The following is a 25,876-nucleotide window of genomic DNA, read 5'->3' on the forward strand; positions in this document are numbered from 1 at the left end:
CGCCGACCGGCTCATCCCTCGTCGGCGGGCGCGACCTCGCCGTGGCGGGAGAGGGCCACGGCCCCCGCGACCGCGAGCCCGAAGCCGACGAGGGCGACCACGCCCCATCCGGGACGGGGTGCGTCGCCGAGCAGGGCCAGCCCCGCGACCGCCGGTGCGACGGTCTCGCCGACGACGAGCGGCGCGGTGGCCTGCGTGACCGTGCCCCGCTGCAGCGCCGTGGAGTACGCGAGCATGGCGAGCACCCCGGCGGCCAGGAGGGCGTAGGCGGCGGGCTGGGTCGCCACGGTGGCCAGCGCCCTGCCGGGGGCTGTCAGCGGGAACGACGGGGGCAGCATCCGCGCGGCGACGGAGGTCGCGCCGAAGGCCAGCCCGGCCACCGCGCCGAGGGCCGCGGCGCCGCGTGGACCGGGGGTGCGCGCAACCCCGACGGCGAGCACCGCGAGGACGGCCGTGGCGCCGAGGAGCCCCCACTGCTCGGCCCGGGTGACGTCGACGGCGGGTCCCTCGGCCGCCGAGGCGCCGACGAGCGCGAGGCCGAGGACGACGACCCCGAGGGCGACGCGGTCCGGCCGCCGCAGCGGCGTGCGCAGGACGAGGGCGCCGAGGACGGCGGTCACGGCGAGGAAGCCCGCGACGACGGACTGGACGACGAAGAGCGGCAGTGTGCGCACCGCCGCGAGGGAGAGCAGGAAGCCCACGGCGTCGAGCCCGACGCCGGCGACGTACCGCCCGGAGCGCATCAGCCGCAGCAGCAGCCGCGGGTCGAGGCCCGCGGTCGTCGAGGTGGTGCGCGCCGCGAGGGCCTGGAGGACCGAGCCGGCGCCGTAGGCGAGGGCGGCACCGAACGCGCCGAGCAGTCCCCACGTCACGACGGCCCCTCCCGGGCGGGGTCTCGACGCCCACCCCGGCCGAGCCGCTCCTCCGGTACCCGCACGAGCGCCAGCCTAGGAGCAACGGCGCGGGCCGGTCGCCCGCCGTCGGTGCGAGGCGCGATGATGACCCCGTGCCCCTCACCATGCGCCCCGGATGCGAGTGCTGCGACCTCGACCTGCCCGCCGACCAGGTCGGTGCCGTCGTCTGCTCCTTCGAGTGCACCTTCTGCTCCGGCTGTGCCGAGCACCTCGGCCGCGAGTGCCCCAACTGCGGCGGCCAGCTGATGCCCCGCCCGACGCGCGTGGGTGACGCGCTGCTCCGCCACCCGGCCTCCGTCGAGCGCATCGTCGGCGAGACGCCCTGCCCGGGAAGGGGATACGCAGGAGGCGGCGCACCCGTCCAGCGCCTGACCCGCAAGCCGGAGAGGGGGACGGGCGAGCGTGCTGCCCTCGACGAGCTGCTCGACGAGGTCCTCGCCGGCACCCTGTCCACCGTCGTCGACGGCCGGCCCTGGTGCGTCCCGATGCTCTTCGCGCGCGACGGCGACCGCATCCTCCTCCACGGCTCCACCGGTGCCGGGGCCCTGCGGCAGGTGGCGGCCGGTGCCCCCGCGGCCCTCACGGTGGTCTCCGTCGACGGGCTGGTCGTCGCGCACACGACGTTCGAGTCCTCGGCCAACTACCGGTCGGCGGTGGTACACGGCGAGCTGGTCACCCTCGACGACGCCGACCGCGAGCAGGCCCTCGACGTCATCTCCGAGCGCCTCGTCCCGGGTCGCACCGGCGAGGTGCGGCCGATGACCCGGCGCGAGCAGGTGGCGACGCTGGCGATGGCCCTGCCGATCACCGACGGGCGCTGGGTGCTCAAGGCGCGCTCGGGCGGCCCGGGCGACCCCGACGAGGAGACGACCGCCTGGACCGGCGTCGTGCCGTTCCGCACGGTCGCCGGCGACCCCGAGCCGGCGCCGCACGCGCTCGCGCTCGGCGCGCCCGTGCCGGCGTCCGTGCAGGGCCTCGTCGCCCGGTGGGGGCGGTGAGCGCCCCGGCGCCGGTGCGCGCCACCGGTATCGGGTCGTGGCCGGGAACCTCGACGCGCGAGGCGGTGCGCACCGTGCGCGACCTCCTCGTCGACGGTGACGGCATCGGCATCCCGTTCCTGCCCGAGACCCCCGCCCGCGGGCCGGGTTCGGAGATGGTCGGGCGCGCTGCCGGGCTGCTCGTCGACCTCGCCGTCGATCTCCAGCCCAGCGGTTGGCGCCTCGTCGACCGGGCGGGCCGCGACGCGGGGCGCACCGCCGCCCTGCTGCGCGAGGACCTCGACGAGCTCGCCGAGGCCTACGACGGCTACGAGGGTCCGCTCAAGGTGCAGGTGTGCGGGCCGTGGACCCTGGCCGCCACGCTCGAGCTGACCCGGGGCGAGCGCGTCCTCACCGACCCCGGCGCGGCCGCCGACCTCGCGGCGTCGCTCGCCGAGGGGGTCGCCGGGCACGTCGGCGACGTCCGACGCCTCGTGCCCGGGGCCGAGGTGGTCCTCCAGCTCGACGAGCCGGCGCTGCCCGCGGTCCTCGAGGGGTCCCTGCCCACCGCCTCGGGCTACGGCCGGGTGCGCCCGGTCGACCCGCAGGTCGTCGCCGGTGCCCTGCGCGGCGCCGTCGCCACCCACGACGGCCCCACCGTCGTGCACTGCTGCCACCCGAGCGCGCCCATCCCGCTGCTGCGGGCGTCCGGTGCCGGCGCGCTGGCCCTCGACCTCACCGCGGCGTCGCCCGCCCGGTGGGAGTCGGTGGCCGCGACCCTGGAGGCCGGCACCGGGGTGCACGCCGGCGTGCTGGCGACCGACGGGTCGACGTCCGACGCCGTCGCCCTGCGCACGGTCCTCGACGGCCTCGAGCGCGCGGGGCTGGCGTTCTCAAACGTGCGCGGGCTCGTCGTCACGCCGGCCTGCGGGCTGGCCGGACTCACACCCGAGGGGCCCGCGGCGTTCTCCGGGCGGCGCTCGACACCGCGCGCCGTCTCGTCGAGGAAGTGGGTCCCTGATGGCGCAGCCGCGCGTCCCCTGGCAGGTCAAGTTCGTCGCGCTCGTCCTCATCTGGGGGTCGAGCTTCCTGCTCATGAAGGTCGGCCTCGAGTCGCTCGACCCCGTGCAGATCTCGGCGCTGCGCATCCTCACCGGGGCCCTCGTCGTCGGCGGGCTGCTCGTCGCCGGGGCGGCCGGCTGCCCAACGGGTCCCGCACGTGGGGTCACCTCCTCGTCTGCGGCTTCTTCCTCGCGACGCTGCCGTTCACGCTGTTCGCGCTCTCCGAGACGCGGATCGCCTCGGCGCTGGCCGGCATCGGCAACGCGGCCACGCCCATCGCCACGGTGCTGGCGACGATCGCCATCCTCCCCGGCGCGCGGGTCACCGGGCGGCGGCTCGTCGCGGTCGGGGTGGGCTTCGTCGGGGTCGTGACGATCATGCAGCCGTGGACGACCACCGAGGGCCCCGACCTCGTCGGCTTCTCGATGGCCCTCGCCGGCGGCGCCAGCTACGGGCTGGGGTGGACGTACAACCGGCGCTTCCTCGCCGGCGCCGACCTCGGCGGGCTGGCGATGCCCACGGCGACCCTGCTCACCGGGCTGGGGCTCATGGTCCCCGTGACCATCGGTTGGGCCGCGACGACGCCGCAGGGGCTCTCCGCCATCACCGCGTACCGGCCCGCCACCGACGTGCCCGGATGGCTGCCGCTGGCCTGCGTGCTGGCCCTCGGCGTCGTCGGCACGGGGTTCGCCTACGTGCTCCAGTTCGACGTCGTGCGCGGCGCCGGGCCCGTGGTCGGCTCGACCATCACCTACCTCATCCCGGTGGTCTCGGTGCTGCTCGGTGTGCTCGTGCTGGGGGAGCGGCTCGGCACGTGGCAGGTCGTCGGGTTCGCGGTGGTGCTCGCCGCCGCGTGGGTGGTCAACCGCAGCCCGCGCTCACCCGAGGCCGTCGTCTCCCGCGGCCGGGAACGCGCTGCCCGCATGTGACTCCTCGACGGCCTCGGCCGCCCGCCGCCACGAGCGCTGGGCCACGAGCCCGGCGACGACCGAGAGCAGCCCGAGCACGATGAGCGAGACGGTCAGCGGGGTCAGGCCCTTGCCGGGTCCGCCGTCGAAGCGCCAGGGCGCCGCGGCGAACACGCCGCTCGCGAGGCCCAGCCCGCCGACCACGACCACGGGGTCCCAGCCCGAGGGTCGACGCAGGTGGATGCGCCAGCCCGCCACCGCGACCCACACGAACAGCGCGACCGCGACGACCCCCATCGGGACGAGCAGCAGGCGGACGGCACCGGGCGGGTCGCCCCGGGCGGGGTCCACCGTCAGCCGCACCGCGTAGCCGATGACGAGGAGCAGGACCACGCCCCAGACGACGGCCAGCCCGAGGCCGGTCGCGCGCCAGAGGTCGGCGGTGCGCACCTCCGCCTCGAGCGGTCCGTGGTCGTGCTCGTCGCTCATCGGGTCGTCCCTCGTGCCGGGTGTCGGCTCGCCGGTCACTCCGCCGGCGCGTGGACCTCGCGGCGGAGGATCTTGCCGGTCGGGCCCTTGGGCAGGGCGTCGACGACCCACACCGTGCGCGGGTACTTGTAGGCGGCGATCCGCGCCTTCGTGAAGGTGATGACGTCCTCGGGGGTGGTCGTCGACCCCTCGCGCAGGGCCACCGCGGCCCCCACCTGCTCGCCGTAGAGGTCGTCGGGGATGCCGACGACGGCGACCTCGAGGACGTCCGGGTGGGTGTAGATGACCTCCTCGACCTCGCGCGGGTACACGTTCATCCCGCCGCGCAGGATCATGTCCTTCTTGCGGTCGACGATCGTGAAGTAGCCCTCGTCGTCCATCGTCGCGAGGTCGCCGGTGCGGAACCAGCCGTCGGGGATCGCCTCGGCCGTGGCTTCCGGCTTGTTCCAGTACCCCTTCATGACGTTGTCGCCGCGGATGGCGATCTCGCCGACCTCGCCGTGCGGCACCTCGTTGCCGTCGAGGTCGACGCAGCGCATCTCGCAGCCGGGGATGGCCAGGCCGATGGTGCCGGGCTTGCGCTCCTTGTCGGGCATGTTGAAGCTCGCGACCGGGCTGGTCTCGGAGAGGCCGTAGCCCTCGAGGATGACGCAGCCGAACTTCTCCTCGAAGGAGCGCATGACCTCGAGCGGCATCGCGGACCCGCCACTGGCACAGGTGCGCAGGCTGCTGGCGTCCATGCCGTCGGAGGCCGGGTGGTTGAGGATCGCGGCGTACATCGTCGGCACGCCCTGCATGATCGTCACCCGCTCCTTCTCGATGACCTCGACGGCGGCCTGCGGGTCGAACCGGGGGATGAGGGCGAGGCTGGCGCCGGCGATGGTGGCGGCGTTGAGGCCGACGACGAGGCCGAAGACGTGGAAGAGGGGCAGGCAGCCCATGACGACGTCGTCGGACGTCATCTGCTGGATCACCTTGGCCGAGCGCATCGCGTTGAGGTGGATGTTGCTGTGCGTCAGCTCGGCACCCTTGGGGCGGCCGGTCGTGCCCGAGGTGTAGAGGATGATCGCGGTGTCGTCGTCCTCGCGGGGTGCGGGTCGGCGATGGGGGTACCGCCCTCGAAGTCCTCGGGCCCCATCGCGCCGGTGCGCACGACGCGCGTGCCGCTGGTGGCCGCGCCCTTGGTGGCCTCGTCGACGAAGTCGGGCCAGACGAAGGCGATCTTGGCGCCGGAGTCGGTGAAGAAGTAGTCGATCTCGCCGGCCTTGAGGAGCGGGTTCATCGGCACGACGATGCCCCCGGCCAGGAGGATGCCCCAGTACACGACGGGGAAGGCCGGCACGTTGGGGAGGATGACAGCCACGCGATCTCCGGGCTGGATGCCGTTCTCGCGCAACGTCCCCGCCACCTTGGCGGCCATGCCGTGCAGCTGGGCGTAGGTGACCCCCTGCCCGTTGACGCGCAGTGCGTCCTGCTCGGGCAGCTCGCCGGCGGTCGTCGTGAGGTTCGTCGCGAGGTTGGTCATCGGTGCTCCTGGGGTCCGGCGTCGGTGACGGTCTGCCCCATCCTCACCCGCCGGAGCGGGTCGGCGCCAGATCTCGTACCGGCGGGTTCGGGAGTCCGGGTCCGGCGTGCCCGGGGTCTCCGGGGTCTCCGGGGTCAGGCGTCCGAGCCACGGAGGACGGTCTGCATCTTCTTGCCGCGGGCGACCTCGTCGACGAGCTTGTCCATCCAGCGGATCTTCTGCATGAGCGGATCCTCGACGTCCTCGACCCGGATGCCGCAGATCGTGCCGGTGATGAGCTCGGCGTTCGGGTTCATCGCCGGCGCCTCGGCGAAGAACGTCTCGAGGTCGACCTCGGTGTCGAGGGTGCGGCGCAGGCCGGCCTCGTCGTAGCCGGTGAGCCAGCAGATGACGCGGTCGACGTCCTCGCGGCTGCGCTCCTTCTTCTCGACCTTGGCGACGTAGTGCGGGTAGATGCTCGCGAACGGCGTGCCGAAGATGCGGTGTCCGGCCACGGGTCCTCCTCGTCTCGTCGGGTCGTCAGGGTCAGGTACGAGGGGGCACCGTGACCTGTCCGGAGCCTACGATCCCGCCATGGACACGACACGGCGTGGCGAGACGACCGGCGGGACGGGTGCGCCGGACACGGCAGGCACGGGGACGTACGGCGTGGCCTGGCTGGGCCTGCTCGCGGCGGGGGCGGGGTCGTCATCGGGGCGCTGATGGTGCTCTCGGAGGCGGAGTCGTCCCTGCTCGGGTCTGCGGTCGTCGTCCTGTCGGTCGGCGTGGGTGCGGTGGCGTACCTCGTCAGCAAGGTCCTCGACCGGCTGTAGCAGTTGTGCCGCCCGACCGGACCGCGGTGGTCGCCGGCACGGACCCGGGCCGCGGGATAGCGTCGGTGCGGTGATCAGCGCCGACGAGTACCTCCGCTACTGCGACGAGTCGCTCGACCAGTACGCCGCCATCTGCCGCGAGCTCGGCGACGACCGGGTCAACGCCCGGCCCGACGTGCTCCCCGGTTCCAACAGCGCCTTCGCCCTCGTCGCCCACGTCGCCGGGGTGATGGCGCGGTGGGGAGGACGGTCAACCGCGGCATCGTCGTGCCCCGCGACCGGGCCGCCGAGTTCAGCGCCACCGGTACCGTCGCCGAGGCCCTCGCCCTCCTGGGGTCGGCCCGGGCGGCCCTCCGCGAGGACGTCTCCGCCACCGCCTTCCGCGAACCGCCGGTCAACCCCACCGACGACGACCCCGCCGTCCGGTACGCCACGCAGGGCGACATCCTCCTGCACGTCTACGAGGAGCTCGCCCAGCACCTGGGGCAGCTCGAGGTCACGCGTGACCTGCTCGTCGCACTGGACCCGTCCGGGCCGACCTGACCCGGCTGCCGCCCACCCCGCGCTAGGGTCCGCTGTCGGGGCGGAGGGGCCGCCCCGGGAGGGGATCCCATGTACTCGTCGCTCGCGCAGCTGCTCTCGCTCCTGCTGCTCCTGGCCCACGTCGTCCCACCGGCCATCGGGCTGGTCCTCGTCGCCAGGGTGCGCACGCGCCGGCGCTGGCGCACCTGGGCCCTGCTCTTCTTCGGCCTCTCCCTCGCGACGGGCCTCGCCCAGGCCCTGGTCACCGGGAGCTACCTCTTCGGGGGCCGGCCCTTCGTCGGGTTCGGGGTGGTCCAGCTGCTCCAGTGGGTCCTCGGCCTGGCGTCGCTCGTGACCTCCGGGTTCGGCGTGCTCGCCGTGGTCGCCGACCGCACCTCCGACGCCCCGCCCGCTGCGACACCGGTCGTGCCCTACCCGCAGGCGCAGGTGCCTCCGGGAGCCTGACCCGCGGGCCGCGCCACCCGAGCGATGTGGGTGGTGTGCGGCAGGATTGGCGCGTGAGCGAGACGCCGACCGACCCCGCAGCGCAGGAGCCCGCCGACGCCGTGCCCGACGACGTGCGGCACGAGTGGGAGACCCTCGCCGAGGAGGCGCGCGGGCACCAGTTCGCCTACCACGTCAAGGACGCACCGACCATCAGCGACGGCGAGTACGACGTGCTCATGCGGCGGCTCAACGCCATCGAGGACGAGCACCCCTCGCTGCGCACCCCGGACAGCCCGACCCAGCAGGTCGGTGGGGCGGTCTTCTCCACCGAGTTCCAGGCCGTCGACCACCTCGAGCGGATGCTCAGCCTCGACAACGCCTTCTCCACCGACGAGATGCTCGAGTGGAACGCGCGGGTCACCCGCGACGCGGGCGGTGCCGAGCTGCACTACCTCTGCGAGCTGAAGATCGACGGGCTGGCCGTCAACCTGCTCTACGAGAAGGGACGCCTGACCCGGGCCCTGACCCGCGGCGACGGACGCACCGGCGAGGACGTCACCCTCAACGTGCGCACGGTGCGGGGCATCCCCACCGAGCTCGCGGGCACGACGGCCCACCCCGTACCCGACCTCGTCGAGGTGCGCGGCGAGGTCTACTTCCCGATCGAGGCGTTCGGCGAGCTCAACGCCCAGCTCGTCGAGGCCGGCAAGCCGCCCTACGCCAACCCGCGCAACACCGCGGCAGGGTCGTTGCGGCAGAAGGACCCTCGCGTCACGGCCAGTCGCGAGCTCCGGATGCTCGTCCACGGCCTCGGCAAGCGCGAGGGCTTCGACCTCACCCGCCAGAGCGAGGCCTACGCCGCCCTCGGGGCGTGGGGGCTGCCGGTCTCCACGCACTTCCGGGTCGTCGACACGATCGAGGAGGTCACCGCGTTCATCGCCCACACGGGGGAGCACCGCCACGACGTCGAGCACGAGATCGACGGCGTCGTCGTCAAGATCGACGAGATCTCGGTGCAGCGCCGGCTCGGCTCCACGTCGCGCGCGCCGCGCTGGGCCATCGCCTTCAAGTACCCGCCCGAGGAGGTCAACACGACCCTCCTCGACATCCAGGTCAACGTCGGGCGCACCGGCCGGGTCACGCCGTTCGGGGTCATGGCCCCCGTCGTCGTCGCCGGGTCCACCGTCGAGCGGGCGACGCTCCACAACGCCACCGAGGTGCAGCGCAAGGGGGTCCTCATCGGCGACACCGTCGTCCTGCGCAAGGCCGGCGACGTCATCCCCGAGATCCTCGGCCCGGTCGTCGACCTGCGCGACGGCACCGAGCGCGAGTTCGTCATGCCGACGCACTGCCCCGCGTGCGGCACCGCGCTGGCCCCCGAGAAGGAGGGCGACAAGGACATCCGGTGCCCCAACAGCCGCTCCTGCCCGGCCCAGCTGCGCGAGCGGCTCTCGAGCCTCGCCGGCCGGGGCGCGTTCGACATCGAGGCCCTCGGGTGGGAGGGCTCGGTGGCCCTGCTCGACTCGGGTGTCCTCGACGACCCCGAGCTGGGCGGCCCGAGCGAGGCGATGTTGTTCTCGCTCACCGCGGCCGACGTCGCGAAGGTCCCGCTCTACACGCGCGCGGCGAAGAAGACCGACCCCGAGGGCGCCGTCGTCGACGGCCGCGTCCTGTCGGCCAACGGCCAACGGCTCGTCGACAACCTCGCCGTGGCGCGCGAGCAGCCGCTCTGGCGGGTCCTCGTCGCCCTCTCCATCCGGCACGTCGGGCCCACCGCGGCCCGCGCGCTGGCCCAGCACCTCGGCTCGATGCAGCGCATCCGCGAGGCGAGCCTCGAGGAGCTGGCCGGGGTCGAGGGGGTCGGCCCGGTCATCGCCGAGGCGGTCCGCGACTGGTTCGACCGCGAGGGCAACGACTGGCACGTGCGCATCGTCGAGCGCTGGGCCGAGGACGGCGTGCGGATGGAGGACGAGCGCGACGAGTCGGTCGAGCAGACGCTCGCCGGGCTCACCGTGGTCGTCACCGGGTCGCTCGAGGGCTACTCCCGCGACGAGGCGAAGGAGGCCGTCCTGGCCCGCGGCGGCAAGGCCTCGGGCTCGGTGTCGAAGAAGACCGACTACGTCGTCGTCGGCGCCAACGCGGGGTCCAAGGAGGACAAGGCCCGCGAGCTGGGGCTGACCATCCTCGACGAGGCCGGCTTCACCCGCCTCCTCGAGACCGGCAGCGCCGACTGACGCGCGGACGACCCGACGGGCCTGGATCGGCAGTGGCCCGTCGGGTCGCGTTCCGGGTGCGCCCGCCGGTCGTGGCCGGCGGGCGCGGCCGGATCAGGGCGCGCGGCGCGCCTCGACCGACCTCGTGGTGATCGACGGGGCGCCGACCGAGCCGCGTCCGCCGTCCGCGGTGTGCACGACCCGCACCTCGAGGGCGCGGTCCGACACGATGTCGAGGACGCCGACGAGCAGGCCCTTGCCGTGGTCGACGGCCTCGTCGAGGGCGCAGCAGTCGTCCATCGTCGCGTGGCCGGCGGGCAGCTCGAGCTTCGCGAACGGCTTGGCCGGCACCACGTCCGGCTCGCGGCCGATCGTCTTGCCGTCGATGACGAGCGGGGCGAACCGCTTCTCGATCTGCGCCGGGCACGTCGAGGGGTTGTCGATGAGCACCGCCGTCGCGTACCGCCCGGGCACCACCGCGCAAGGCCCCGACCGGTCGCCGTGCTCGTCGTCGTCCTTCGCCGAGCGGGTCCCGCAGACGACCTCGACGACGTAGTGGAACCGGCACTTCGGCACGACGACGTGCACCGTCTTGCTCGCGACGACGACCCCGTCGGCGACGACGTCGATGGTCCCGTCGAACTGCTGGTCGCGCTCACCGCAGGCCCGGGTGCCGACCCACACGACCTCGAAGGTCAGCACGTGCGTCTCGTCACCGGCCAGCGGGCCGTACCCGCCTGCGGGGGTGATGGACTCGACGAACTGGGCGGTGTCGCCGGTGGCCTCGAGGTGGACGTTGCCGGTGGCCTTGACCGCCGCCGCGATGACCGCCGAGAGGGTGGCGACGATGTCGGCCGGGTCGATGCCGGTGGTGTGCGTCCCGCCGGGGGTGGCGGCCGTGATGCGGGTCGCCTGGCCGGCGGAGCCGGTCCCGGGGCAGGTCGTGTAGTCGTGGGCGTCGCCCTGCGGGTCGCCGTCGAGGGCGCCGGTCGTGCCCGTCGTGGTGCTCACGGCGACGACCGTGATCTCGGCGCCGACGAGGTCGGCCGTGGCCGACGCCTCCGTGATCGCGGACGCGAGGCCGGTGAGGTCGGTGCAGATCGGGTCGTGCCCCGGGGCGTCCCCGAACCACACGACGATCTTCTTGCTGTCGGGCCGCCAGCCGATCGAGCCGTTGGTCGCCAGCTCGTGCAGCGCGAAGAGCTGGCCCTCCGAGATGTCGCTGCCCTCCGCCGCGGTCCACGTGCCGATGGCGGTCGCGGCCGCGGTGTGGTCGGTCGTCGGGGAGAGCTGGTGCTGGAACGCGTACGAGTTCGGGGTGGGGACGGGGAAGTCGCGGTAGTTGCCGACGCCCCAGGCGACGTCGAAGGCCCCGAGGGCGGGATCGCCGAGGATGGCGTCGGCGCCGGCCTTCACGGCTTCGAGGACCGGGTACATGCTGGCCGTCGTGTCGGCGAGCAGGTAGACGTCGGCCTTCGGCGTCGTCCCGTTCGGCGGCACCGTCACGGTGATCGTCTCCGTGTACCGGTCGCACTGGTCCAGCCGCCAGTCGTTGCGCGGCGGGTCGATGGTCACCGGCTCGCGCGGGGTGACGGGGTGCCCGACCGGGCCGGGGACGAAGACCGGCACGAACGGGTCGTGGCCGAGCGTCGCGACGAACTCCGCGAACGGGGTGACGGTGCCGTCCTCCGCGACGACGACGCTCGCGACGTCGTTGCCGCCACCCTCGCGGACGGCGTGGTACGCGGTGACGGTGCCGACGCCCGCGACCCGGGCCTCGAGGTGTCCGGCGGACACCGGGTCGCCGCCGAGGATGCCGGCGAGGTGGTCCCGCACGGCGGCGGGCAGGGTGGGGGTCTTCCTCTTCTTCGTGGGCATGACGTGTCGCTTCCGAGCGTGGCGGGCCGATCCCCAGTCCGTCTGGCCGCTCACCCCGCAAGAGGCGCGGGTGGGGCGGGTGATACCTCAGGGACCGACGCGACCGATGCTCGGTCGGGGACGTCGTGCTCGGTGGGTCAGGGGTGGCCGGCGAGCTGCCGTTCGACGGCCTCGCGGATCTTCTTGCCGGCGTCCGTGGCGTTGGCGGGCAGCCCGTCGTTGATGGCCTCGCGGATCGCCTTGCGCAGCAGCTCGGGGTTGTCCTGGACGAGGTGCTGGTACTTCGGCTTGAGGTCGATGAGGTTCATCGCGTCGCGGACCGACATGCCGTTGAGCAGCTGGTTCGGGTCGTCGAGCACGTTGCGCCAGTTGAGCCCCGGGTGGTTCGGCACCGAGTACCGGTCACCGAGGAAGCGCGGGATGTCGTTGAGGATGTCGCGCAGCTCGTGCATCAGGCTGTCGAGGTCGGTGACGGAGTTCTTCAGGCCCTTGATCTTCGGGCCGATCTCCGCGGCGAGGGCCGAGATGCGCGTCGTCGCCTGGTGGATGACCAGCGGGGTCGCCGCCCCGAGGGTGAAGACCAGCTCGGCGACGTAGCTGCACAGGGCTCCCGCGACCTGGGCCAGCGCGTCGCGCAGCACCCCGTGGACGAAGCCGACGATGACCGCCGCGCCCTCGGTGCCGATGGACATGCCACGGGCCGCCCCGGCGAGGAAGGACAGCTTGTGGGACATCTCCTCGACGTGCTGGCGGTAGCGCTCCATGTTCGGGCCGGACATGTGCCCGAGCTTCTGGTTGGCGCCCATGACGAACGTCGTGTTGCTCGCCGAGATCATGTTCGAGACGTTGAGCCAGGTGCCCGCGTAGGCGGTGACGCCCTCGGGGTTGCCGGTGAGGTCGTCGAACCAGCTCTTGATCGGGTCGAGGTGGTCGATGATCCAGCCGATGCCCGCGGCGAAGAGGCTGCCGAGCGGGTCGCTGTAGGTCGCGACGGCGTCGAAGCCGACGGCCACGCCGGACAGGGCGGCATCCACCCAGTTCTTGCTCTCGATGGCCTGGTACAGCGAGGTGCCGGAGTCGATGAGGCCGGCACCCGAGGTCGCCGAGCGCTCGCCGGGCTGGACGACCAGGTCGCCGCTCATCGTCCCGCCCCGTTCACCCGGTCACGCGCGTGGCCGTCGATGGTCTCGTGGTTGCCGGCCTGCGTGCGCAGCGTCGCGACCGTCTCGCCCATGTCGTCGGCGGCGTTCGAGATCGCCTGGTTGATCGCGGCGCCGAACACCCCGACCGTCGCGGCGAGGAACGAGTTGACGACACCGAAGGCCGAGCCGTCGATGGTCGTCTCGGCCGCCGTCGAACACGAGCGGATGTCCCCCTGGATCCCGGCCAGGCTCACCGCGTGCTCGCGGATCCCGGTGGGGCTCACGTCGTACTGCACCCTGTTCCGTCCCTCCCGAGGTCACTCGACCCCTCGGCTCGTAGAGTATGCGCGACTTCCCGCGATCTCGATGGGGAGCGGTCCCCATCGTCCGATGGGGCACCGATGTCGACCGAAGGGACGTCCGATGGTCTGGGGGGTCCGCCTGGTCCTCGTCCTCGTGGGGCTGGGGGTGCTGGGCATCGTCGTGCTCGTCCTGGGCGTCATCGTGCGCCCGGTCGTCACGGAAGCGTTGCGCGCCAACGCCGCCGGCGACTGGTGGCTGCCGTTCCTGCCGCGCACCGACGGACGCTACGGCCCGCTCGCCGAGAACCACTGGTGGTCGGCGATGCGCGCCGAGACCCCGGGCTCGACCGGCGGGCTCGCCGTGCGGTGGGGCTTCTGGACCCTCATGAGCCTGCTGCTCGTGTTCGCCGCGGGCTCGATCCTCGTCAACCTCGTGAAGCTCCTGGCCAAGGGCTGGGCCTCGGTCGGCTAGCGGCTCACCACATCCCCCCGCCCTGCGGCGGAGGGGGCGGGGTGTCGGGTCGGGGCGGCGTGCTGCTAGCGGGTCCGGCGTCTCCGGTGTCGCGGAGCACGGCGGGTCGCCTCCGGGCACCGGCCTCCCACTGCTCGCGCACCGTCCCGGCCTCGGGCGAGTCCTCGCCGAAGGTGTCCTGCGCGGAGCGCGTGACGAGCCGGGCCACCTCGGCCCGGGCCCGGGAGATGGCCTCGCCGACCCGCTCGGCGAGGGCGTCGCCGCCGTCGGCACAGGCGGGCGTGGGGATCCGCAGGTCCACGAGCGAGCCGGTGCCGCTGACCGTGGCCCGCACACCGTCGACCTCGCCGTCGGCGCGCAGCTCCTCGGCGCGTCGCCGCCAGTCGAGGGCGGCCCGGGCGCGCGCGGCGAGCCGGTCGAGCTCGGGCTGGGCGAGACCGTCGATGCGGCCGAGGTCGTCGAAGCCGCTCACCACGCACCTCCCGCAGGCCGGGGGGCGTCGTCGGGGGAGTCGGGGTCGGCCCCCGGGGTCAGGCGCTCGACCTCGTCGGTGACCGCGGCGGTCGTCGCCGACCCGGCGCCCCAGGCCGCGGCCGTTGAGGCCTCGGCCCGGCGGCGCAGGTCCTGCTGGGCCTGGGTGTGCGCCTCGAGCACGGCGCCCGCGACGGTCTGCCCGCCGTACCCGGCGGCGGCGTCGGTGATGCCGAGCCCGACGACCGTGCCGCCGAGGTCGACCTCGACGGTCACCCCGCCGCGCAGGGCCGACCCGTGGCCGGTCAGCTGCTCCATCTCGCCGACCCACGCCCCGGACCGCTCGGCCCGTTCACGCGCCGCGGCCACCTGGGCATCGATGTCTCCGTAGCCGTCCCCGGCCGTTGACCCCACCATGGCCGACACCCTAGACGACCTCCCGGTCAGTCCGAGGGGCCGCTGCGCAGGGCCCGCGGGGCGTTGAGGTCGAGGGCCACCGCGAGCACCCGGATGACGAACACGAGCACCACCGCACCCCAGGCGGTGACCGGTCCGAGCGCGTCGAGGTGGTGGAGGAGCACGACCAGCCCGGCCCCGGCGAGGGCCGGCAGGGCGTAGAGCTCGCGCTGCAGCACCTCCGGGACCTGGCGGGCCAGGACGTCTCGCAGCACCCCGCCGCCCACGGCCGTGATGCCCCCGATGAGGGTCGCGGCGAGGGGGCCGGCGTCGCGGGAGAGGGCGACGAGCGCACCGCTCACCGCGAAGAGGGCCAGGCCGGCGGCGTCGAGAAGGCGGACCGCCCGGGTGAGGTGGCGCCGTCCGGCGCCGGACCCCGAGCTCTCCTCCCACAGCCCGTGGGCGACGAACACGACGCCCCCCGCGAGCACCGCGGCGGTGAGCAGCCGCCAGTCGCTCACGGCCACCGGGGGCGTGACACCGAGGAAGAGGTCGCGGATGATCCCGCCGCCCAGCCCGGCGACCCAGGCGAGCACGAGGACCCCGAACAGGTCGAGCCCGCGCCGCACCGCCACGAGGGCGCCGGAGAGGCCGAAGACGAAGACGCCGCACACGTCGAGCACGGTCTGCAGCGAGTCGGTGTCCGTGAGCACCGGGCGATTCTCGCAGCGCTCCCGCTAGGGTCGCCGCGTGGGCGGGACGGGGGTGGATGTCGTCGGGCCGACGCTCGGGGCGGCCCTCGTCACCCACCTCCTCGTGCTGGCCCTCTTCGGGCTGCCGTGGCTGCTCTTCGCCGTGCCCGTCCTGCGTGGCGCCGCGCACGGCCTGCGCTCGGGCGACTGGTGGACACCGTTCGAGCGCCGTCCACACGGCACCTGGCCGCGGCTCGTCGCCGGTCGGACCCTCGCCGGGCTGCGGGCCCCCGAGGGGTCCCACCCGCGGACCCGTGCAGGCCTGCTCGTCCGCTGGGCGGTGCCGATGGTCGTCACCCTCCTCCTGCCCCTCGGGGTCTCCTCGCTCGTCGTCGCGACCGTGCAGCCCCTCGCCGGGCGCTGGCGGGCCGCCGCGGGCCGGGGGACGGCGCCGGTCGGTTCCTCCACGGACGCGCTCGGTGTCGAGGGGGTGCTGCTCATCGTGGCGTCCGTCGCCGGCCTGCTCGCCGTCGGGTTCCTCGTCCCGCGGGTGCTCCGGTTCCTGCTGCCCGGCGGGAGGGACCGCGCGCGGGCGGGCGTTCCGGCCGACGGGACGGTCGAGCCGTCGGTTCCGGCACCGACCGACCTCGACGGAACGCCCGACCGGGTCGTGCTGCGGGCTCCGCTCTGGGCCCTCGTCCCCGGGTTCCGCTGCTCGCCGTGCTCTGGGTGGGTGTGGTGCTCGGGCTCGTCGGCCTGGTCCGCGACGGCGCGGGGGAGGCCACCCCCTGGCCGGCGGCGGTCGCGGCGTGGGTGCTCGTGCCCCTCCTCGTGCTCGTCCTGCCCGTCACGGGATGGTTCCTCGTCACCTACCGCCTCGACCTCGACGGTGCGGGGGGCCGCGTCCGCCGCTCGCCCGGAGGGGTCGACATCGGGGTCGACGAGCTCGAGGCCCTCGTCGTGCTCGAGCCGTCGGTCGTGGGCCGGGCGCAGCGCGGGTGGCGCCTCCAGCTGCGCCACCCGGTGCGGGGGGTCGTGGCCCAGGTGGAGGAGTCGGACCGCGGATGGGCCCGCGCCCTGGGCGTCGCCCGACGGTGGGCGCGCGAGCGGCCCGAGCTGGTCCGTGACGAGGTCACCCGCCGCGTGCTCGCACCGACCCCCATAGACTGACGGCCATGGCCGACCTCACCCGCGCGGACGTCGCGCACCTCGCCGGGCTCGCCCGCATCGACCTCTCCGACGCCGAGCTCGACAAGATGGTCGGTGAGCTCGCCGTCATCCTCGAGTCGGTGGCCACGGTGCAGCAGGCCCCCATCGCCGACGTCGAGCCGATGAGCCACCCGATGCCGCTCGTCAACGTCACCCGCCCCGACGTCGTGCGGCCCTCGCTCACCCCGGACGAGGCGCTCTCGGGCGCACCGGAGTCCGAGCAGCAGCGCTTCAGCGTCCCCCGCATCCTCGACGAGGAGTGACGCCGGGCCGCGCGCCCGCCGCTCGTCCCGCCCGCACCCGCCGCACCTCCTGAAGGACCCCGCCGTGACCGACCTGACCCGCGCCACCGCCGCCGAGCTCGCCGACCTGCTCGGTGCCGGCTCCGTCTCCTCCCGCGAGGTGACCCGCGCCCTCCTCGACCGCACCGCCGCGGTCGACGGTGCCGTCCACTCCTACCTGCACGTCGACGAGGACGGCGCGCTCGCGGCCGCCGACGACGTCGACCGCCGCCGTACTGCGGGGGAGTCCCTGCACGCCCTCGCCGGCGTGCCGATCGCCGTCAAGGACGTCATGGCCACCCGCGGCCTTCCCACCACGTGCGGCTCGAAGATCCTCGAGGGCTGGGTGCCGCCCTACGACGCCACCCTCGTGACCCGGCTGCGTGCGGCGGGCATGCCCATCCTCGGCAAGACGAACATGGACGAGTTCGCGATGGGCTCCTCCACGGAGCACAGCGCCTACGGGCCGAGTCACAACCCCTGGGACCTCGAGCGCATCCCCGGCGGCTCCGGTGGCGGGTCGTCCTCGGTGGTCGCCTCGTTCCAGGCGCCCCTGGCCATCGGCACCGACACCGGCGGCTCGATCCGCCAGCCGGCCGCCGTCACCGGCACGGTCGGCACCAAGCCCACCTACGGCGGGGTGTCGCGCTACGGGCTCGTGGCGCTGGCCTCCTCGCTCGACCAGGCCGGCCCGTGCTCGCGCACCGTCCTCGACTCCGCGCTGCTCCACGAGGTCATCGCCGGCCACGACCCGCTCGACTCGACGTCCGTCGACGCACCGGTGCCTCCGGTCGTCGAGGCCGCGCGCCGGGCCGACGTCTCCGGGATGCGCATCGGCATCGTCCGCGAGCTGACCGGCGAGGGGTTCCAGGCCGGGGTGCAGGCGCGCTTCGACGAGGCCGTGCAGCACCTCGTCGACGCCGGGGCCGAGGTCGTCGAGGTGTCGTGCCCGAGCTTCACGTACGCGCTCGCCGCCTACTACCTCATCCTCCCGAGCGAGGCGTCGAGCAATCTCGCCAAGTTCGACGCGATGCGCTACGGGCTGCGGGTGCAGCCCGACGGTGTCGACGCCCCGAGCGCCGAGCAGGTGATGGCCGCCACCCGCGACGCCGGCTTCGGCGACGAGGTCAAGCGGCGCATCATCCTCGGCACGTACGCGCTCTCCAGCGGCTACTACGACGCCTACTACGGGTCGGCGCAGAAGGTCCGCCGGCTCATCGCGAACGACTTCGCCGCCGCGTTCGAGACCGCCGACGTCCTCGTCAGCCCCACCGCGCCGACCACGGCGTTCCGGCTCGGTGACAAGCTCGACGACCCGATGGCCATGTACCTCAACGACATCGCCACCATTCCGGCCAACCTCGCCGGTATCCCCGGCCTGTCGCTGCCGAGCGGCCTCGCCGACGAGGACGGCCTGCCCGCCGGCTTCCAGGTGCTCGCCCCGGCGATGGCCGACGACCGGCTCTACTCCGTCGGCGCCGCGCTCGAGGCCCGGCTCACCGCCGCCTGGGGCGGCCCCATCCTCGACCGTGCGCCCGAGCTGGAGGTGGCCCGATGACCACGACGACCGGTCCCGAACCGACGCTCTCGTTCGACGAGGCGCTCGCGTCCTTCGACCCCGTCATGGGCCTCGAGGTGCACGTCGAGCTGGGCACGAACACGAAGATGTTCTGCGGCTGCCCGACCGCGTTCGGCGCCGAGCCGAACACCCAGACCTGCCCGGTGTGCCTCGGCCTGCCCGGCGCGCTGCCGGTCGTCAACGCCGTGGCCGTCGAGTCGGCCATCCGGATCGGGTTGGCGCTCAACTGTTCCATCGCCGAGTGGTGCCGCTTCGCGCGGAAGAACTACTTCTACCCGGACATGCCGAAGAACTTCCAGACCTCCCAGTACGACGAGCCGATCGCCTTCGACGGGTACCTCGACGTCGAGCTCGAGGACGGCTCCACGTACCGCGTCCAGATCGAGCGCGCCCACATGGAGGAGGACACCGGGAAGTCGCTGCACGTCGGCGGCTCGACCGGCCGCATCCACGGCGCCACGCACTCGCTCGTCGACTACAACCGCGCCGGCATCCCGCTCATCGAGATCGTCACGAAGCCGATGACCGGTGCGGGGGAGCGGGCCCCGGAGGTCGCCAAGGCCTACGTGGCGACCTTGCGCGACCTGCTCAAGGCGATGGACGTCTCGGACGTGAAGATGGAGCAGGGCTCGATGCGCTGCGACGTCAACCTCTCGCTGATGCGCAAGGACGCCGACGTGTTCGGCACCCGCACCGAGACCAAGAACGTCAACTCCCTGCGCTCGGTCGAGCGGGCCGTGCGCTACGAGATCGGGCGCCACGCAGCCGTTCTCAGCAGCGGCGGCTCCATCACGCAGGAGACGCGGCACTGGCACGAGGACACCGGCATCACGACGTCGGGCCGCGTGAAGTCCGACGCCGAGGACTACCGGTACTTCCCCGAGCCCGACCTGGTGCCGGTGGCGCCGTCGCGCGAGAGCGTCGAGGCGCTGCGTGGCACGCTCCCCGAGCCGCCCGCCGAGCGGCGCAAGCGGCTCCAGGCCGCCTGGGGGTTCGCCGACCTCGAGATGCGCGACGTCGTCAACGCCGGGCTCGTCGAGCTCGTCGAGGAGACGGTCGCCGCCGGTGCCTCACCCGCCGCCGCCCGCAAGTGGTGGTCCGGCGAGGTCGCCCGGCGGGCCAACGGCGAGGGCGTCGACGTGCCGTCGTACGCGGCGCGCATCGGGGTGACGCCGGCGCACGTCGTCGAGCTCGAGTCGCTCGTCACCTCGGGCCGGCTCAACGACTCGATGGCCCGTCAGGCCTGGGAGGGCGTCCTCGACGGCGAGGGCACACCGACCGCTGTCGCCGACGCGCGCGGCCTGGAGCTGGTGCAGGACACCGGTGCCCTCGAGGCGGCGGTCGACACCGTCATCGCGGCCAACCCCGATGTCGCCGACAAGATCCGCGACGGCAAGGTCCAGGCCGTCGGCGCGCTCATCGGCCAGGTCATGCGGGAGATGAAGGGTCATGCCGACGCGGCCGCCGCCCGGCAGATCATCCTCGAGAAGCTCGGTCAGGCCTGAGCCGGGAGGCGGCGCCAGCCGTCCTCGTCGGCCTCGAGCAGCAGGTGGCCGCCGCCCGGTAGGACGAGGTCGTGGGCGAGGGACCGCGGCGCCCCGACGAGCTCGGGGACGGTCGCCATCACCGCCCCTCCGTGGCTGACGACGAGCACCGTCTCGCCCCGGTGGGTGTCGGCGACCTCCTCGAGCACCCGACGCACCCGGGCGACGACGTCGGTGACGCGCTCCCCACCGGGGATGCGGGCCTCGTCGTCGCCGGCCAGCCAGGCGCCGAACACCGGGCCGATGACGCTCGCCTCGTCCGTCGCCGTGCCCGCGAGAGACCCGACGCCGTACTCGCGCAACCCTTCCCGGACGACGACGTCGACACCGAGCACCGACGCGGCGATCTCGGCGGTCTGCACGGCGCGCGAGAGCGGGCTGCACCAGACCCGGGCGACGTGCTCGTCGCGCAGTGCGGTGCCGAGGTCGCGGGCCTGCTGCCTCCCGGCGGCCGTCAGGGACCCTCCGTCGTCGGTGGTCAGGCCGCTCTCGTACTCGGCCTCACCGTGGCGGGCGAGGACGACACGTGCGGGGCAGTGCAGGTCGGACACGTCAGCGACGGCCACCGCCGAGGATGCCCCCGAGCACGTCGCCGATGATGCTCCCGGCATCGATGCCGCCCGACGACGGTGCCTTGCCCGACGAACCACCCTGTGCCGCACCGCCGGTCGCCGAGCCCAGGACGTCCTTCAGCATGTCCTCGAGCGACCCCGGCCCGCCGGACGAGCTCCCGCCGGGGAGCGAGGGCGCCGGGGCCGCGCCTCCGGTCGCGGCGCCCGACGACGAACCGGACGACCCGGACGAACCGGTCGACCCGCCGCGAGCCCCGCCGAGGACCCGCCCCGCGAGCCAGGACAGCACCATCGGCGCGATGATCGGGATGAGCTTCTTGACCAGGGCGCCGCCGACCCCCTGGCCGCTCAGCGGGGACTCGCCGAGCCGGGCGGCGACGTCGTCCTGCCGGTCGCCGAAGATGTGCCCCGCGATGGCCGTGCCGTCGAGCTGGTCCAGCTGCCCGAGGTCGGCACCGCCGGAGAGCAGCCGGGGGTCGTGCTGGCCGAGGGCGTCGAGGAGCGAGCCCGCCCCACCACCCTGCGCGTTGGCGTCGAGGCCCCGAGCAGGGCCGGCACGACCGCCGCGGCCGCCTGCCGCACGTCGTCCGGGGAGGCCCCACGCGACCGGCGATGTCGTCGACCGGCAGGGCTCCGAGGATGTCGTCGTACGCACTCATGGGTGTCCTCCCGTCGTGGGCGACCGACCGCCGCCGCGGGGCCAGCCAACCACGTCGGGGGCGCTCGTGGCGAGGGTCGGGTGGGTCACCGCCGGGGTGACCGCGCGAGCGCCCGGGTGCATGATCGGAGCATGACCCGCGCAGCCCGAGACCGGACCCTGATCCTCCTGCGGCACGCGAAGGCCGAGCAGACCCTCGGGGTGCCCGACCACGACCGCGAGCTGACCCGGCGCGGGCGCCAGGACGCCGCCGCGGCCGGGCGCTGGTTGCACGAGCACGGCATCGGTGTCGACGAGGTGCTCTGCAGCACCGCCGACCGCACCCGGCAGACCTGCGAGGAGGTCTGGGCCGCAGGCTGTCCCGAGGCCGACGTCCACCACGACCGGCGGATCTACAACGCCTCCGCGGAGGCCCTGCTCGCCGTCGTGCGCGAGGCCGACGACGACGCCGACGTCGTCATGGTCGTCGGGCACGCTCCCGGCATCCCCGCCCTCACCGAGCAGCTGGCCGACGGCGAGGGCAGCACCGACGGGCACCGCAGGCTCGCCGAGGGCTTCCCCACCTGCGGCCTCGCGGTGCTGCACTACGCGGGCCGCTGGGCCGACCTCGACCTCGGCGACGCCAGCCTCGAGCGCTTCCACGTGGCCCGGGCCGACTGAGCCCCGCCCGGGCCCCACCCCCGGTCCGCTCAGGGCGTGAGGCCGGTGGCCGCGGCCACCCACACCCAGTAGCGGACCCGGTCGGCGAGCGGCGCGGACGTCCCCGGCAGGACGCTGGTGGGCCGGGGGCGCCGGTCGTGCCAGAGCCGTCCACCCTCGGGCGCCGGCTCCGACGCGAGCACCCACACCGTGGTGTCGGCGCCGTCGGCGTCCGTGCGCAGCACCGGCCTCAGCGCACGGGAGAAGCCGGGGAGCGAGGCGTCGAGGCCGGGGGTGCGGGCCCAGCCGGGATGCGTCGCGTGCACCGTGACCCCCCGCCGGCCCCAGCGCTCGGTGAGCAGGGGGAGGAGCTCGACCTGCCCGCGCTTGCTGCGGGCGTAGGCGACCGACCCGCTGTACGCGCCGTGCCGGTACTCGGGGTCGTCGGCGGGCAGGGCCTGGGTGTACATCCCCCGGACGTGACGAGCACGACGCGTCCCTCGTCGGCCTCGAGGGCCGGGAGGAGCAGCTCGGTCATGAGCACGGGGCCGAGCACGTGGAGGGCCTGGGTCAGCTCGTGGCCCTGCGGCGACTCGGTGCGCGCGGCGGGCAGCGCGCCGGCGTTGTGCACGAGGCCGCGCAGGGGAGGTCGGCGGCGAGGAAGCGACCGGCGAACGTGCGCACCGAGTCGAGGTCGGCCGTGTCGCACCACCAGACGCGGGCCGCGCCGTCGCGACCGACCGACGCGTCGACCTCGGCCGCGACCCGCTCGCCCCTGGCGGTGTCGCGCACGACGAGGTGGACGGTGGCCCCGAGGACGGCGAGGTCGAGCGCGGTGCGTCGACCGAGCCCGGACGTCGCACCGGTGACGGCGACGTGCCGCCCCGCGAGCACGCTGGGCTGCGGGTCGGCCGGCCAGCCGGGCAGGCGGCGCCGCACCCCGAGGCCGACCGCGGTGAACCCCGGGACGACCGCGCGGTCGAGGGCGGAGTCGACCAGTCGCGAGAAGACTTCGGCCACAGGCGCGCCCATCACATCAGCGCCCGCATGGCCGCCGTCGCACCGCGGAGGTACCGCTCGACGAGCGCCCGCTCGTCGTCGGTGAGGGCCGCGTCGATGTCGGCGAGGCCGGCGAACATCGGGGCGAGCCGGCTGAAGATCTCGAGACGTCCGGACTCGGTGATGACGACGACGGTGCGGCGCCGGTCGTCGGGGTGGGGGCGGCGCTCGGCGTGCCCGCGCGCGACCAGCCGGTCGACGACACCGGACGAGGCGGCCGAGGTGACACCGAGCTCGCGGGCCAGCTCGACGGGACCCATCGGTGCGGACATGAGGTGACGCAGCGAGTGCAGCTCGGAGACCGAGAGGCCGGCCTGGCGGGCGACCTCGTGCGGCACCTGACCGGCGACGTCGACGAGCTCCTGGAGGGCGTCGAGGGAGCCCGACGGCCGGTAGGAGGGCACGACGGCCTGCACGCCCGCCGTGCCCGGGTCGACGTCGACCGGTGGGCCGTCGACGGGGGTGGCCCGGTTTGCGTCCCGGTCCCGGGGCTGCGTAATATCGCTCACCTACTTAGTAACTTGGTGAATCACCAGATGAACGACCACTCTACCAAGGGAGATCTCCGATGGGCCGGATCGCCGACCTCGTCACGCGCCGCTGGGTCGCCGGACTGCTGGCCCTGGCCGCCCTCCTCGGCGCCGGCGCCCTCATCGGCGTCGTCGGACAGGCCGAGAAACCCGACGGCACCCTCACCGCCCTGCCGCTCGACTCCGACAGCCGGGCCGCCGCCGAGCTGCGCCAGCGGCTGCCCGAGGACGAGGGGTCGGCGGCGGTCGTCCTCTTCGCGCGTGACGGGTCGCTGACCGCTGCCGACGACGCCGCCATCCAGCGCAACGCCGCCGCGCTCCCGGGCGCCACCGGCATGCCCGCCCAGAAGAGCGAGGACGGCACGGCCGCGGTCGTCGTGGTCCCCGTGGCCTCCGGCGACGCCACCCGCACCGCCGACACCGTCGCCGACATCCGCGCGGCCGCGAAGGCCGACCTGCCCGACGGCTTGACCGCGCAGGTCACCGGGCCCGCCGCCATCCAGGCCGACCTCGCGGGGGTCTTCGACGGGGCGAACACCCGGTTGCTCCTCGCGACCGCGAGCGTCGTGGCGCTGCTGCTCGTCATCACCTACCGCAGCCCGGTGCTGTGGCTCGTGCCCCTGACCGTCGTCGGCGTCGCCGACCAGCTCGCCGCCGTGCTCGCGACCCGGACCCTCGACGTCTTCGGGGTCGCCTGGGACGAGTCCACCGTCGGCATCCTCTCCGTGCTCGTCTTCGGTGCCGGTACCGACTACGCGCTGCTCCTCATCTCCCGCTACCGCGACGAGCTGCGCACGACCGAGGACCGACGGGCGGCGATGGCGCACGCCCTGCGCCGCACCACCGAGGCCGTGCTGTCGAGCGCCTCCACGGTCGTCCTCGGCCTCCTGACCCTCCTGCTCTCGGCCTTCCCCGCGACCCGCGGCCTCGGGCTGGCCTGTGCCGTGGGCGTGGTCGTCGCCGCGGCCTTCGCGCTCGTCGTGCTCCCCGCCGCGCTCGTCGTCTTCGGCCGCTGGGTGTTCTGGCCGAGGGTGCCGCACGTCGGCGAGGCGGGCCTGGCCGACGCCCGCTCGCCGTGGCGCCGGGTCGGGGACGCCGTCGCCCGCCGTCCCGTCGTCGTCGTCACGGTCGTCCTCCTCGCCCTCGGCGCGGCCGCCGGCGGCATCACGCAGGTCCGGGCCGGGCTCTCGACGGCCGACCAGTTCCTCGACACCCCGGAGTCGATCACGGCCTCGCAGCGCTACGGCGAGTCCTTCTCCGCGGGCTCGGTCGACCCCGTCGTCGTCATGGCGGCCGGCGACGAGGCCGCCGGGAAGTCGTTGGTGGAGAAGGTCACCGCAGTGGACGGTGTCGAGTCCGCCCGGGTCGTGGCCAGTGGTGGGGGAGTGGTCGAGGTCGACGCCGTCCTCACCGGCACACCGGGCTCGGACGAGGTGCGCGACAACGTCGTCGCCCTGCGCGACGCCCTCGCCGGCAGCCGGGACACGCACGTCGGCGGCACCGAGGCCGAGGCGGTCGACACCGCCGACGCCTCGAACCGCGACCGCGCGCTGATCCTGCCGCTCATCCTCGGCCTCGTCGTGCTCGCCCTCGGTGCCCTCCTGCGCAGCGTCGTCGCCCCGGTCGTGCTGGTCGCCACCGTCGTCGGTACCTACCTCGCGAGCCTCGGCGCCAGCTGGGTCCTCTTCACCCAGGTGCTCGGGTTCGAGCGGCTCGACGAGGGAGTCCCGTTGCTGGCCTTCGTCTTCCTCGTCGCGCTCGGCGTCGACTACAACATCTTCCTCGTGACCCGGGCCGCCGAGGAGTCCCGCGGCCACGGACCCCGCGAGGGGATGCTCCGCGCCCTGGCTGCGACCGGTGGAGTCATCACGAGCGCCGGCATCCTGCTGGCCGCCGTCTTCGCGGTGCTCGGCGTCCTGCCGCTGGTCGTGCTCGCCCAGCTCGGCGTCATCATCTGCGTCGGCGTCCTGCTCGACACCCTCGTCGTGCGCACGCTCCTCGTGCCGGCCATCGGTGTGCTCCTCGGCGACCGGTTCTGGTGGCCGCGCCGCGTCGGTACCCCGGCCGAGGCGGACGCGTGAGCGTCCGGGTCCTGCTCGTCGTCGGTGTGCTGGCCCTCGTCGCGGTCTACGCCGTCCTCTCCGGGCGGTGGGTCTCGACCGACTCCGGCTGGTACGACGCGCTGCCCAAGCCGGCGTGGCAGCCGCCGCCCTGGGTGTTCGGGGTGATGTGGCCGCTGAACTTCCTCGCCCTCACCGTGAGCGGCGTGGCCCTCGCGACCACCCGGCCCACCGGCGACGCGGTGCGCTTCCTCGTCGTCCTGGCCGTCTCGGTGGTGGCCGCGCTGGCGTGGGCCCACGAGTTCTACGTGCCGCACGAGCTGGGGCGGTCCGCGGTGGCGCTCGCGGTGGCCGCCGTGCTCACCTGGGCCCTGGTCCTCGTGGCCGGCGGCTCGCTCGCGTGGGCCGGCTGGATCCTCGTGCCGTACGCGGTGTGGATGACCGTCGCGACGAGCCTGTCCGTGGGCTACTGGCGGCTGGTGCCGGGGACGCGGTGAGCCCGGCGCCGGCACCGGGTCGAGTG

At 74.3% G+C, this 25,876-nt stretch carries 30 protein-coding genes; 14 read left to right on the forward strand and 16 right to left on the reverse strand.

Annotation, left to right across the window (positions count from 1 at the left end; all coding sequences use genetic code 11):
* Positions 1-11: 11 nt before the first annotated feature.
* Positions 12-872: a hypothetical protein gene (locus G7075_RS02970; RefSeq protein WP_166118704.1), complete on the reverse strand. Its 861-nt coding sequence runs from the start codon at positions 870-872 to the stop codon at positions 12-14.
* A gap of 134 nt (positions 873-1,006) precedes the next feature.
* On the opposite strand from G7075_RS02970, the gene G7075_RS02975 reads away from it, so the two are divergent.
* Together G7075_RS02975 and G7075_RS02980 are read left to right on the forward strand one after the other, a co-directional pair.
* Positions 1,007-1,912, forward strand: a complete 906-nt coding sequence (locus tag G7075_RS02975; RefSeq protein ID WP_240917847.1) for a DUF1272 domain-containing protein — start codon at positions 1,007-1,009, stop codon at positions 1,910-1,912.
* Complete coding sequence (locus G7075_RS02980) at positions 1,909-3,882, forward strand: EamA family transporter (RefSeq protein ID WP_240917848.1); 1,974 nt, start codon at positions 1,909-1,911, stop codon at positions 3,880-3,882. The genes G7075_RS02975 and G7075_RS02980 overlap by 4 nt, the downstream gene beginning before the upstream one ends.
* Here G7075_RS02980 and G7075_RS02985 read toward each other — a convergent pair.
* From G7075_RS02985 to G7075_RS02995, 4 genes are all read right to left on the reverse strand, one after another.
* On the reverse strand, positions 3,832-4,350 hold the full coding sequence (locus tag G7075_RS02985; RefSeq protein WP_166118708.1) for a hypothetical protein: 519 nt from the start codon (positions 4,348-4,350) through the stop codon (positions 3,832-3,834). The two genes, G7075_RS02980 and G7075_RS02985, sit on opposite strands and share 51 nt — an antisense overlap.
* Before the next feature lie 35 nt (positions 4,351-4,385).
* Complete coding sequence (locus G7075_RS02990; protein ID WP_371814266.1) at positions 4,386-5,417, reverse strand: AMP-binding protein; 1,032 nt, start codon at positions 5,415-5,417, stop codon at positions 4,386-4,388.
* Positions 5,366-5,875, reverse strand: a complete 510-nt coding sequence (locus tag G7075_RS22390) for an AMP-binding protein (protein ID WP_371814161.1) — start codon at positions 5,873-5,875, stop codon at positions 5,366-5,368. The genes G7075_RS02990 and G7075_RS22390 overlap by 52 nt, the downstream gene beginning before the upstream one ends.
* Before the next feature lie 134 nt (positions 5,876-6,009).
* Positions 6,010-6,369, reverse strand: a complete 360-nt coding sequence (locus G7075_RS02995; RefSeq protein WP_166118711.1) for a DUF2200 domain-containing protein — start codon at positions 6,367-6,369, stop codon at positions 6,010-6,012.
* Positions 6,370-6,448: 79 nt separating this feature from the next.
* Here G7075_RS02995 and G7075_RS21940 point away from each other — a divergent pair, with 79 nt between their 5' ends.
* The 4 genes from G7075_RS21940 to ligA all read left to right on the forward strand — a co-directional run bounded on the left by G7075_RS21940 (position 6,449) and on the right by ligA (position 9,890).
* Positions 6,449-6,577, forward strand: a complete 129-nt coding sequence (locus tag G7075_RS21940; protein ID WP_256378056.1) for a hypothetical protein — start codon at positions 6,449-6,451, stop codon at positions 6,575-6,577.
* 347 nt (positions 6,578-6,924) lie between these two features.
* Positions 6,925-7,230 (forward strand): DUF664 domain-containing protein, encoded by a 306-nt coding sequence (locus G7075_RS03000; RefSeq protein ID WP_166118713.1) that lies wholly within the window; start codon positions 6,925-6,927, stop codon positions 7,228-7,230.
* A gap of 69 nt (positions 7,231-7,299) precedes the next feature.
* A complete protein-coding gene (locus tag G7075_RS03005; protein WP_166118716.1) occupies positions 7,300-7,674 on the forward strand; it encodes a hypothetical protein in 375 nt (124 codons plus the stop codon).
* Positions 7,675-7,727: 53 nt separating this feature from the next.
* Complete coding sequence (ligA, locus tag G7075_RS03010; RefSeq protein ID WP_240917849.1) at positions 7,728-9,890, forward strand: NAD-dependent DNA ligase LigA; 2,163 nt, start codon at positions 7,728-7,730, stop codon at positions 9,888-9,890.
* Positions 9,891-9,983: 93 nt separating this feature from the next.
* Here ligA and G7075_RS03015 read toward each other — a convergent pair whose 3' ends face one another.
* The 3 genes from G7075_RS03015 to G7075_RS03025 form a co-directional block, all read right to left on the reverse strand.
* Positions 9,984-11,747 carry a hypothetical protein gene (locus G7075_RS03015; protein ID WP_166118721.1) on the reverse strand — a complete coding sequence of 588 codons (1,764 nt, stop codon included), beginning with the start codon at positions 11,745-11,747 and terminating at the stop codon, positions 9,984-9,986.
* A gap of 137 nt (positions 11,748-11,884) precedes the next feature.
* Positions 11,885-12,889, reverse strand: a complete 1,005-nt coding sequence (locus G7075_RS03020; protein WP_166118724.1) for a hypothetical protein — start codon at positions 12,887-12,889, stop codon at positions 11,885-11,887.
* Complete coding sequence (locus tag G7075_RS03025) at positions 12,886-13,173, reverse strand: hypothetical protein (protein ID WP_166118726.1); 288 nt, start codon at positions 13,171-13,173, stop codon at positions 12,886-12,888. Before G7075_RS03025 ends, G7075_RS03020 begins: the two co-directional genes overlap by 4 nt.
* Positions 13,174-13,312: 139 nt before the next feature.
* Here G7075_RS03025 and G7075_RS03030 point away from each other — a divergent pair, with 139 nt between their 5' ends.
* Entirely contained in the window at positions 13,313-13,663 is a 351-nt protein-coding gene (locus G7075_RS03030) for a hypothetical protein (RefSeq protein ID WP_166118729.1), read from the forward strand.
* Positions 13,664-13,667: 4 nt separating this feature from the next.
* On the opposite strand, the gene G7075_RS03035 is transcribed toward G7075_RS03030, so the two are convergent.
* The 3 genes from G7075_RS03035 to G7075_RS03045 are packed head-to-tail and all read right to left on the reverse strand — an operon-like array spanning position 13,668 to position 15,243.
* Complete coding sequence (locus tag G7075_RS03035) at positions 13,668-14,135, reverse strand: hypothetical protein (protein ID WP_166118731.1); 468 nt, start codon at positions 14,133-14,135, stop codon at positions 13,668-13,670.
* Positions 14,132-14,551 (reverse strand): hypothetical protein, encoded by a 420-nt coding sequence (locus G7075_RS03040; RefSeq protein WP_166118734.1) that lies wholly within the window; start codon positions 14,549-14,551, stop codon positions 14,132-14,134. The genes G7075_RS03035 and G7075_RS03040 overlap by 4 nt, the downstream gene beginning before the upstream one ends.
* 26 nt (positions 14,552-14,577) lie before the next feature.
* Entirely contained in the window at positions 14,578-15,243 is a 666-nt protein-coding gene (locus G7075_RS03045) for a trimeric intracellular cation channel family protein (RefSeq protein ID WP_166118736.1), read from the reverse strand.
* A gap of 699 nt (positions 15,244-15,942) precedes the next feature.
* Between G7075_RS03045 and G7075_RS03050 the strand changes: the two genes are divergently transcribed.
* The 4 genes from G7075_RS03050 to gatB all read left to right on the forward strand — a co-directional run bounded on the left by G7075_RS03050 (position 15,943) and on the right by gatB (position 19,796).
* Positions 15,943-16,392, forward strand: a complete 450-nt coding sequence (locus G7075_RS03050; protein ID WP_166118739.1) for a hypothetical protein — start codon at positions 15,943-15,945, stop codon at positions 16,390-16,392.
* 5 nt (positions 16,393-16,397) lie between these two features.
* On the forward strand, positions 16,398-16,694 hold the full coding sequence (gene gatC, locus G7075_RS03055; protein WP_166118742.1) for an Asp-tRNA(Asn)/Glu-tRNA(Gln) amidotransferase subunit GatC: 297 nt from the start codon (positions 16,398-16,400) through the stop codon (positions 16,692-16,694).
* A 64-nt stretch (positions 16,695-16,758) separates the two neighbouring features.
* Positions 16,759-18,270, forward strand: coding sequence for an Asp-tRNA(Asn)/Glu-tRNA(Gln) amidotransferase subunit GatA (gene gatA, locus G7075_RS03060; RefSeq protein WP_166118745.1), 1,512 nt, complete (start codon positions 16,759-16,761; stop codon positions 18,268-18,270).
* Complete coding sequence (gene gatB / locus G7075_RS03065) at positions 18,267-19,796, forward strand: Asp-tRNA(Asn)/Glu-tRNA(Gln) amidotransferase subunit GatB (protein WP_166118747.1); 1,530 nt, start codon at positions 18,267-18,269, stop codon at positions 19,794-19,796. The genes gatA and gatB overlap by 4 nt, the downstream gene beginning before the upstream one ends.
* Here the strand turns inward: gatB and G7075_RS03070 are convergent.
* Both G7075_RS03070 and G7075_RS03075 read right to left on the reverse strand, forming a co-directional pair.
* A complete protein-coding gene (locus G7075_RS03070; RefSeq protein WP_166118749.1) occupies positions 19,787-20,401 on the reverse strand; it encodes a histidine phosphatase family protein in 615 nt (204 codons plus the stop codon). The genes gatB and G7075_RS03070 overlap by 10 nt on opposite strands.
* Positions 20,388-21,062, reverse strand: coding sequence for a DUF937 domain-containing protein (locus G7075_RS03075; RefSeq protein WP_240917850.1), 675 nt, complete (start codon positions 21,060-21,062; stop codon positions 20,388-20,390). The genes G7075_RS03070 and G7075_RS03075 overlap by 14 nt, the downstream gene beginning before the upstream one ends.
* Positions 21,063-21,197: 135 nt before the next feature.
* Here G7075_RS03075 and G7075_RS03080 point away from each other — a divergent pair, with 135 nt between their 5' ends.
* Positions 21,198-21,725 carry a histidine phosphatase family protein gene (locus G7075_RS03080; protein ID WP_166118752.1) on the forward strand — a complete coding sequence of 176 codons (528 nt, stop codon included), beginning with the start codon at positions 21,198-21,200 and terminating at the stop codon, positions 21,723-21,725.
* A gap of 29 nt (positions 21,726-21,754) precedes the next feature.
* Here the strand turns inward: G7075_RS03080 and G7075_RS20660 are convergent, their stop codons facing one another.
* The 3 genes from G7075_RS20660 to G7075_RS03090 form a co-directional block, all read right to left on the reverse strand.
* Positions 21,755-22,174, reverse strand: coding sequence for a hypothetical protein (locus G7075_RS20660; protein ID WP_240917851.1), 420 nt, complete (start codon positions 22,172-22,174; stop codon positions 21,755-21,757).
* Positions 22,175-22,274: 100 nt separating this feature from the next.
* A complete protein-coding gene (locus G7075_RS20665; RefSeq protein ID WP_240917852.1) occupies positions 22,275-22,724 on the reverse strand; it encodes an SDR family NAD(P)-dependent oxidoreductase in 450 nt (149 codons plus the stop codon).
* Positions 22,725-22,735: 11 nt separating this feature from the next.
* Positions 22,736-23,272 (reverse strand): MarR family winged helix-turn-helix transcriptional regulator, encoded by a 537-nt coding sequence (locus tag G7075_RS03090; RefSeq protein WP_240917853.1) that lies wholly within the window; start codon positions 23,270-23,272, stop codon positions 22,736-22,738.
* 59 nt (positions 23,273-23,331) lie between these two features.
* Here G7075_RS03090 and G7075_RS03095 point away from each other — a divergent pair, with 59 nt between their 5' ends.
* Together G7075_RS03095 and G7075_RS03100 are read left to right on the forward strand one after the other, a co-directional pair.
* On the forward strand, positions 23,332-25,374 hold the full coding sequence (locus G7075_RS03095) for an MMPL family transporter (RefSeq protein WP_166118753.1): 2,043 nt from the start codon (positions 23,332-23,334) through the stop codon (positions 25,372-25,374).
* A complete protein-coding gene (locus G7075_RS03100) occupies positions 25,371-25,850 on the forward strand; it encodes a TspO/MBR family protein (protein ID WP_166118756.1) in 480 nt (159 codons plus the stop codon). The genes G7075_RS03095 and G7075_RS03100 overlap by 4 nt, the downstream gene beginning before the upstream one ends.
* Positions 25,851-25,876 lie beyond the last annotated feature (26 nt).

The organism is Phycicoccus sp. HDW14, assembly GCF_011383005.1.
GTDB lineage: Bacteria > Actinomycetota > Actinomycetes > Actinomycetales > Dermatophilaceae > Phycicoccus.

Bases quoted from the DNA above. Each gene is read 5' to 3' on its own strand.
- G7075_RS02985 (WP_166118708.1), bottom strand. From the start codon at position 4,350: ATGAGCGACGAGCACGACCACGGACCGCTCGAGGCGGAGGTGCGCACC.
- G7075_RS22390 (WP_371814161.1), bottom strand. From the start codon at position 5,875: ATGACCAACCTCGCGACGAACCTCACGACGACCGCCGGCGAGCTGCCC.
- G7075_RS21940 (WP_256378056.1), top strand. From the start codon at position 6,449: ATGGACACGACACGGCGTGGCGAGACGACCGGCGGGACGGGTGCGCCG.
- G7075_RS03005 (WP_166118716.1), top strand. From the start codon at position 7,300: ATGTACTCGTCGCTCGCGCAGCTGCTCTCGCTCCTGCTGCTCCTGGCC.
- G7075_RS03015 (WP_166118721.1), bottom strand. From the start codon at position 11,747: ATGCCCACGAAGAAGAGGAAGACCCCCACCCTGCCCGCCGCCGTGCGG.
- G7075_RS03020 (WP_166118724.1), bottom strand. From the start codon at position 12,889: ATGAGCGGCGACCTGGTCGTCCAGCCCGGCGAGCGCTCGGCGACCTCG.
- G7075_RS03030 (WP_166118729.1), top strand. From the start codon at position 13,313: ATGGTCTGGGGGGTCCGCCTGGTCCTCGTCCTCGTGGGGCTGGGGGTG.
- G7075_RS03040 (WP_166118734.1), bottom strand. From the start codon at position 14,551: ATGGTGGGGTCAACGGCCGGGGACGGCTACGGAGACATCGATGCCCAG.
- gatC (WP_166118742.1), top strand. From the start codon at position 16,398: ATGGCCGACCTCACCCGCGCGGACGTCGCGCACCTCGCCGGGCTCGCC.
- gatB (WP_166118747.1), top strand. From the start codon at position 18,267: ATGACCACGACGACCGGTCCCGAACCGACGCTCTCGTTCGACGAGGCG.
- G7075_RS03080 (WP_166118752.1), top strand. From the start codon at position 21,198: ATGACCCGCGCAGCCCGAGACCGGACCCTGATCCTCCTGCGGCACGCG.
- G7075_RS20660 (WP_240917851.1), bottom strand. From the start codon at position 22,174: ATGTACACCCAGGCCCTGCCCGCCGACGACCCCGAGTACCGGCACGGC.
- G7075_RS03095 (WP_166118753.1), top strand. From the start codon at position 23,332: ATGGGCCGGATCGCCGACCTCGTCACGCGCCGCTGGGTCGCCGGACTG.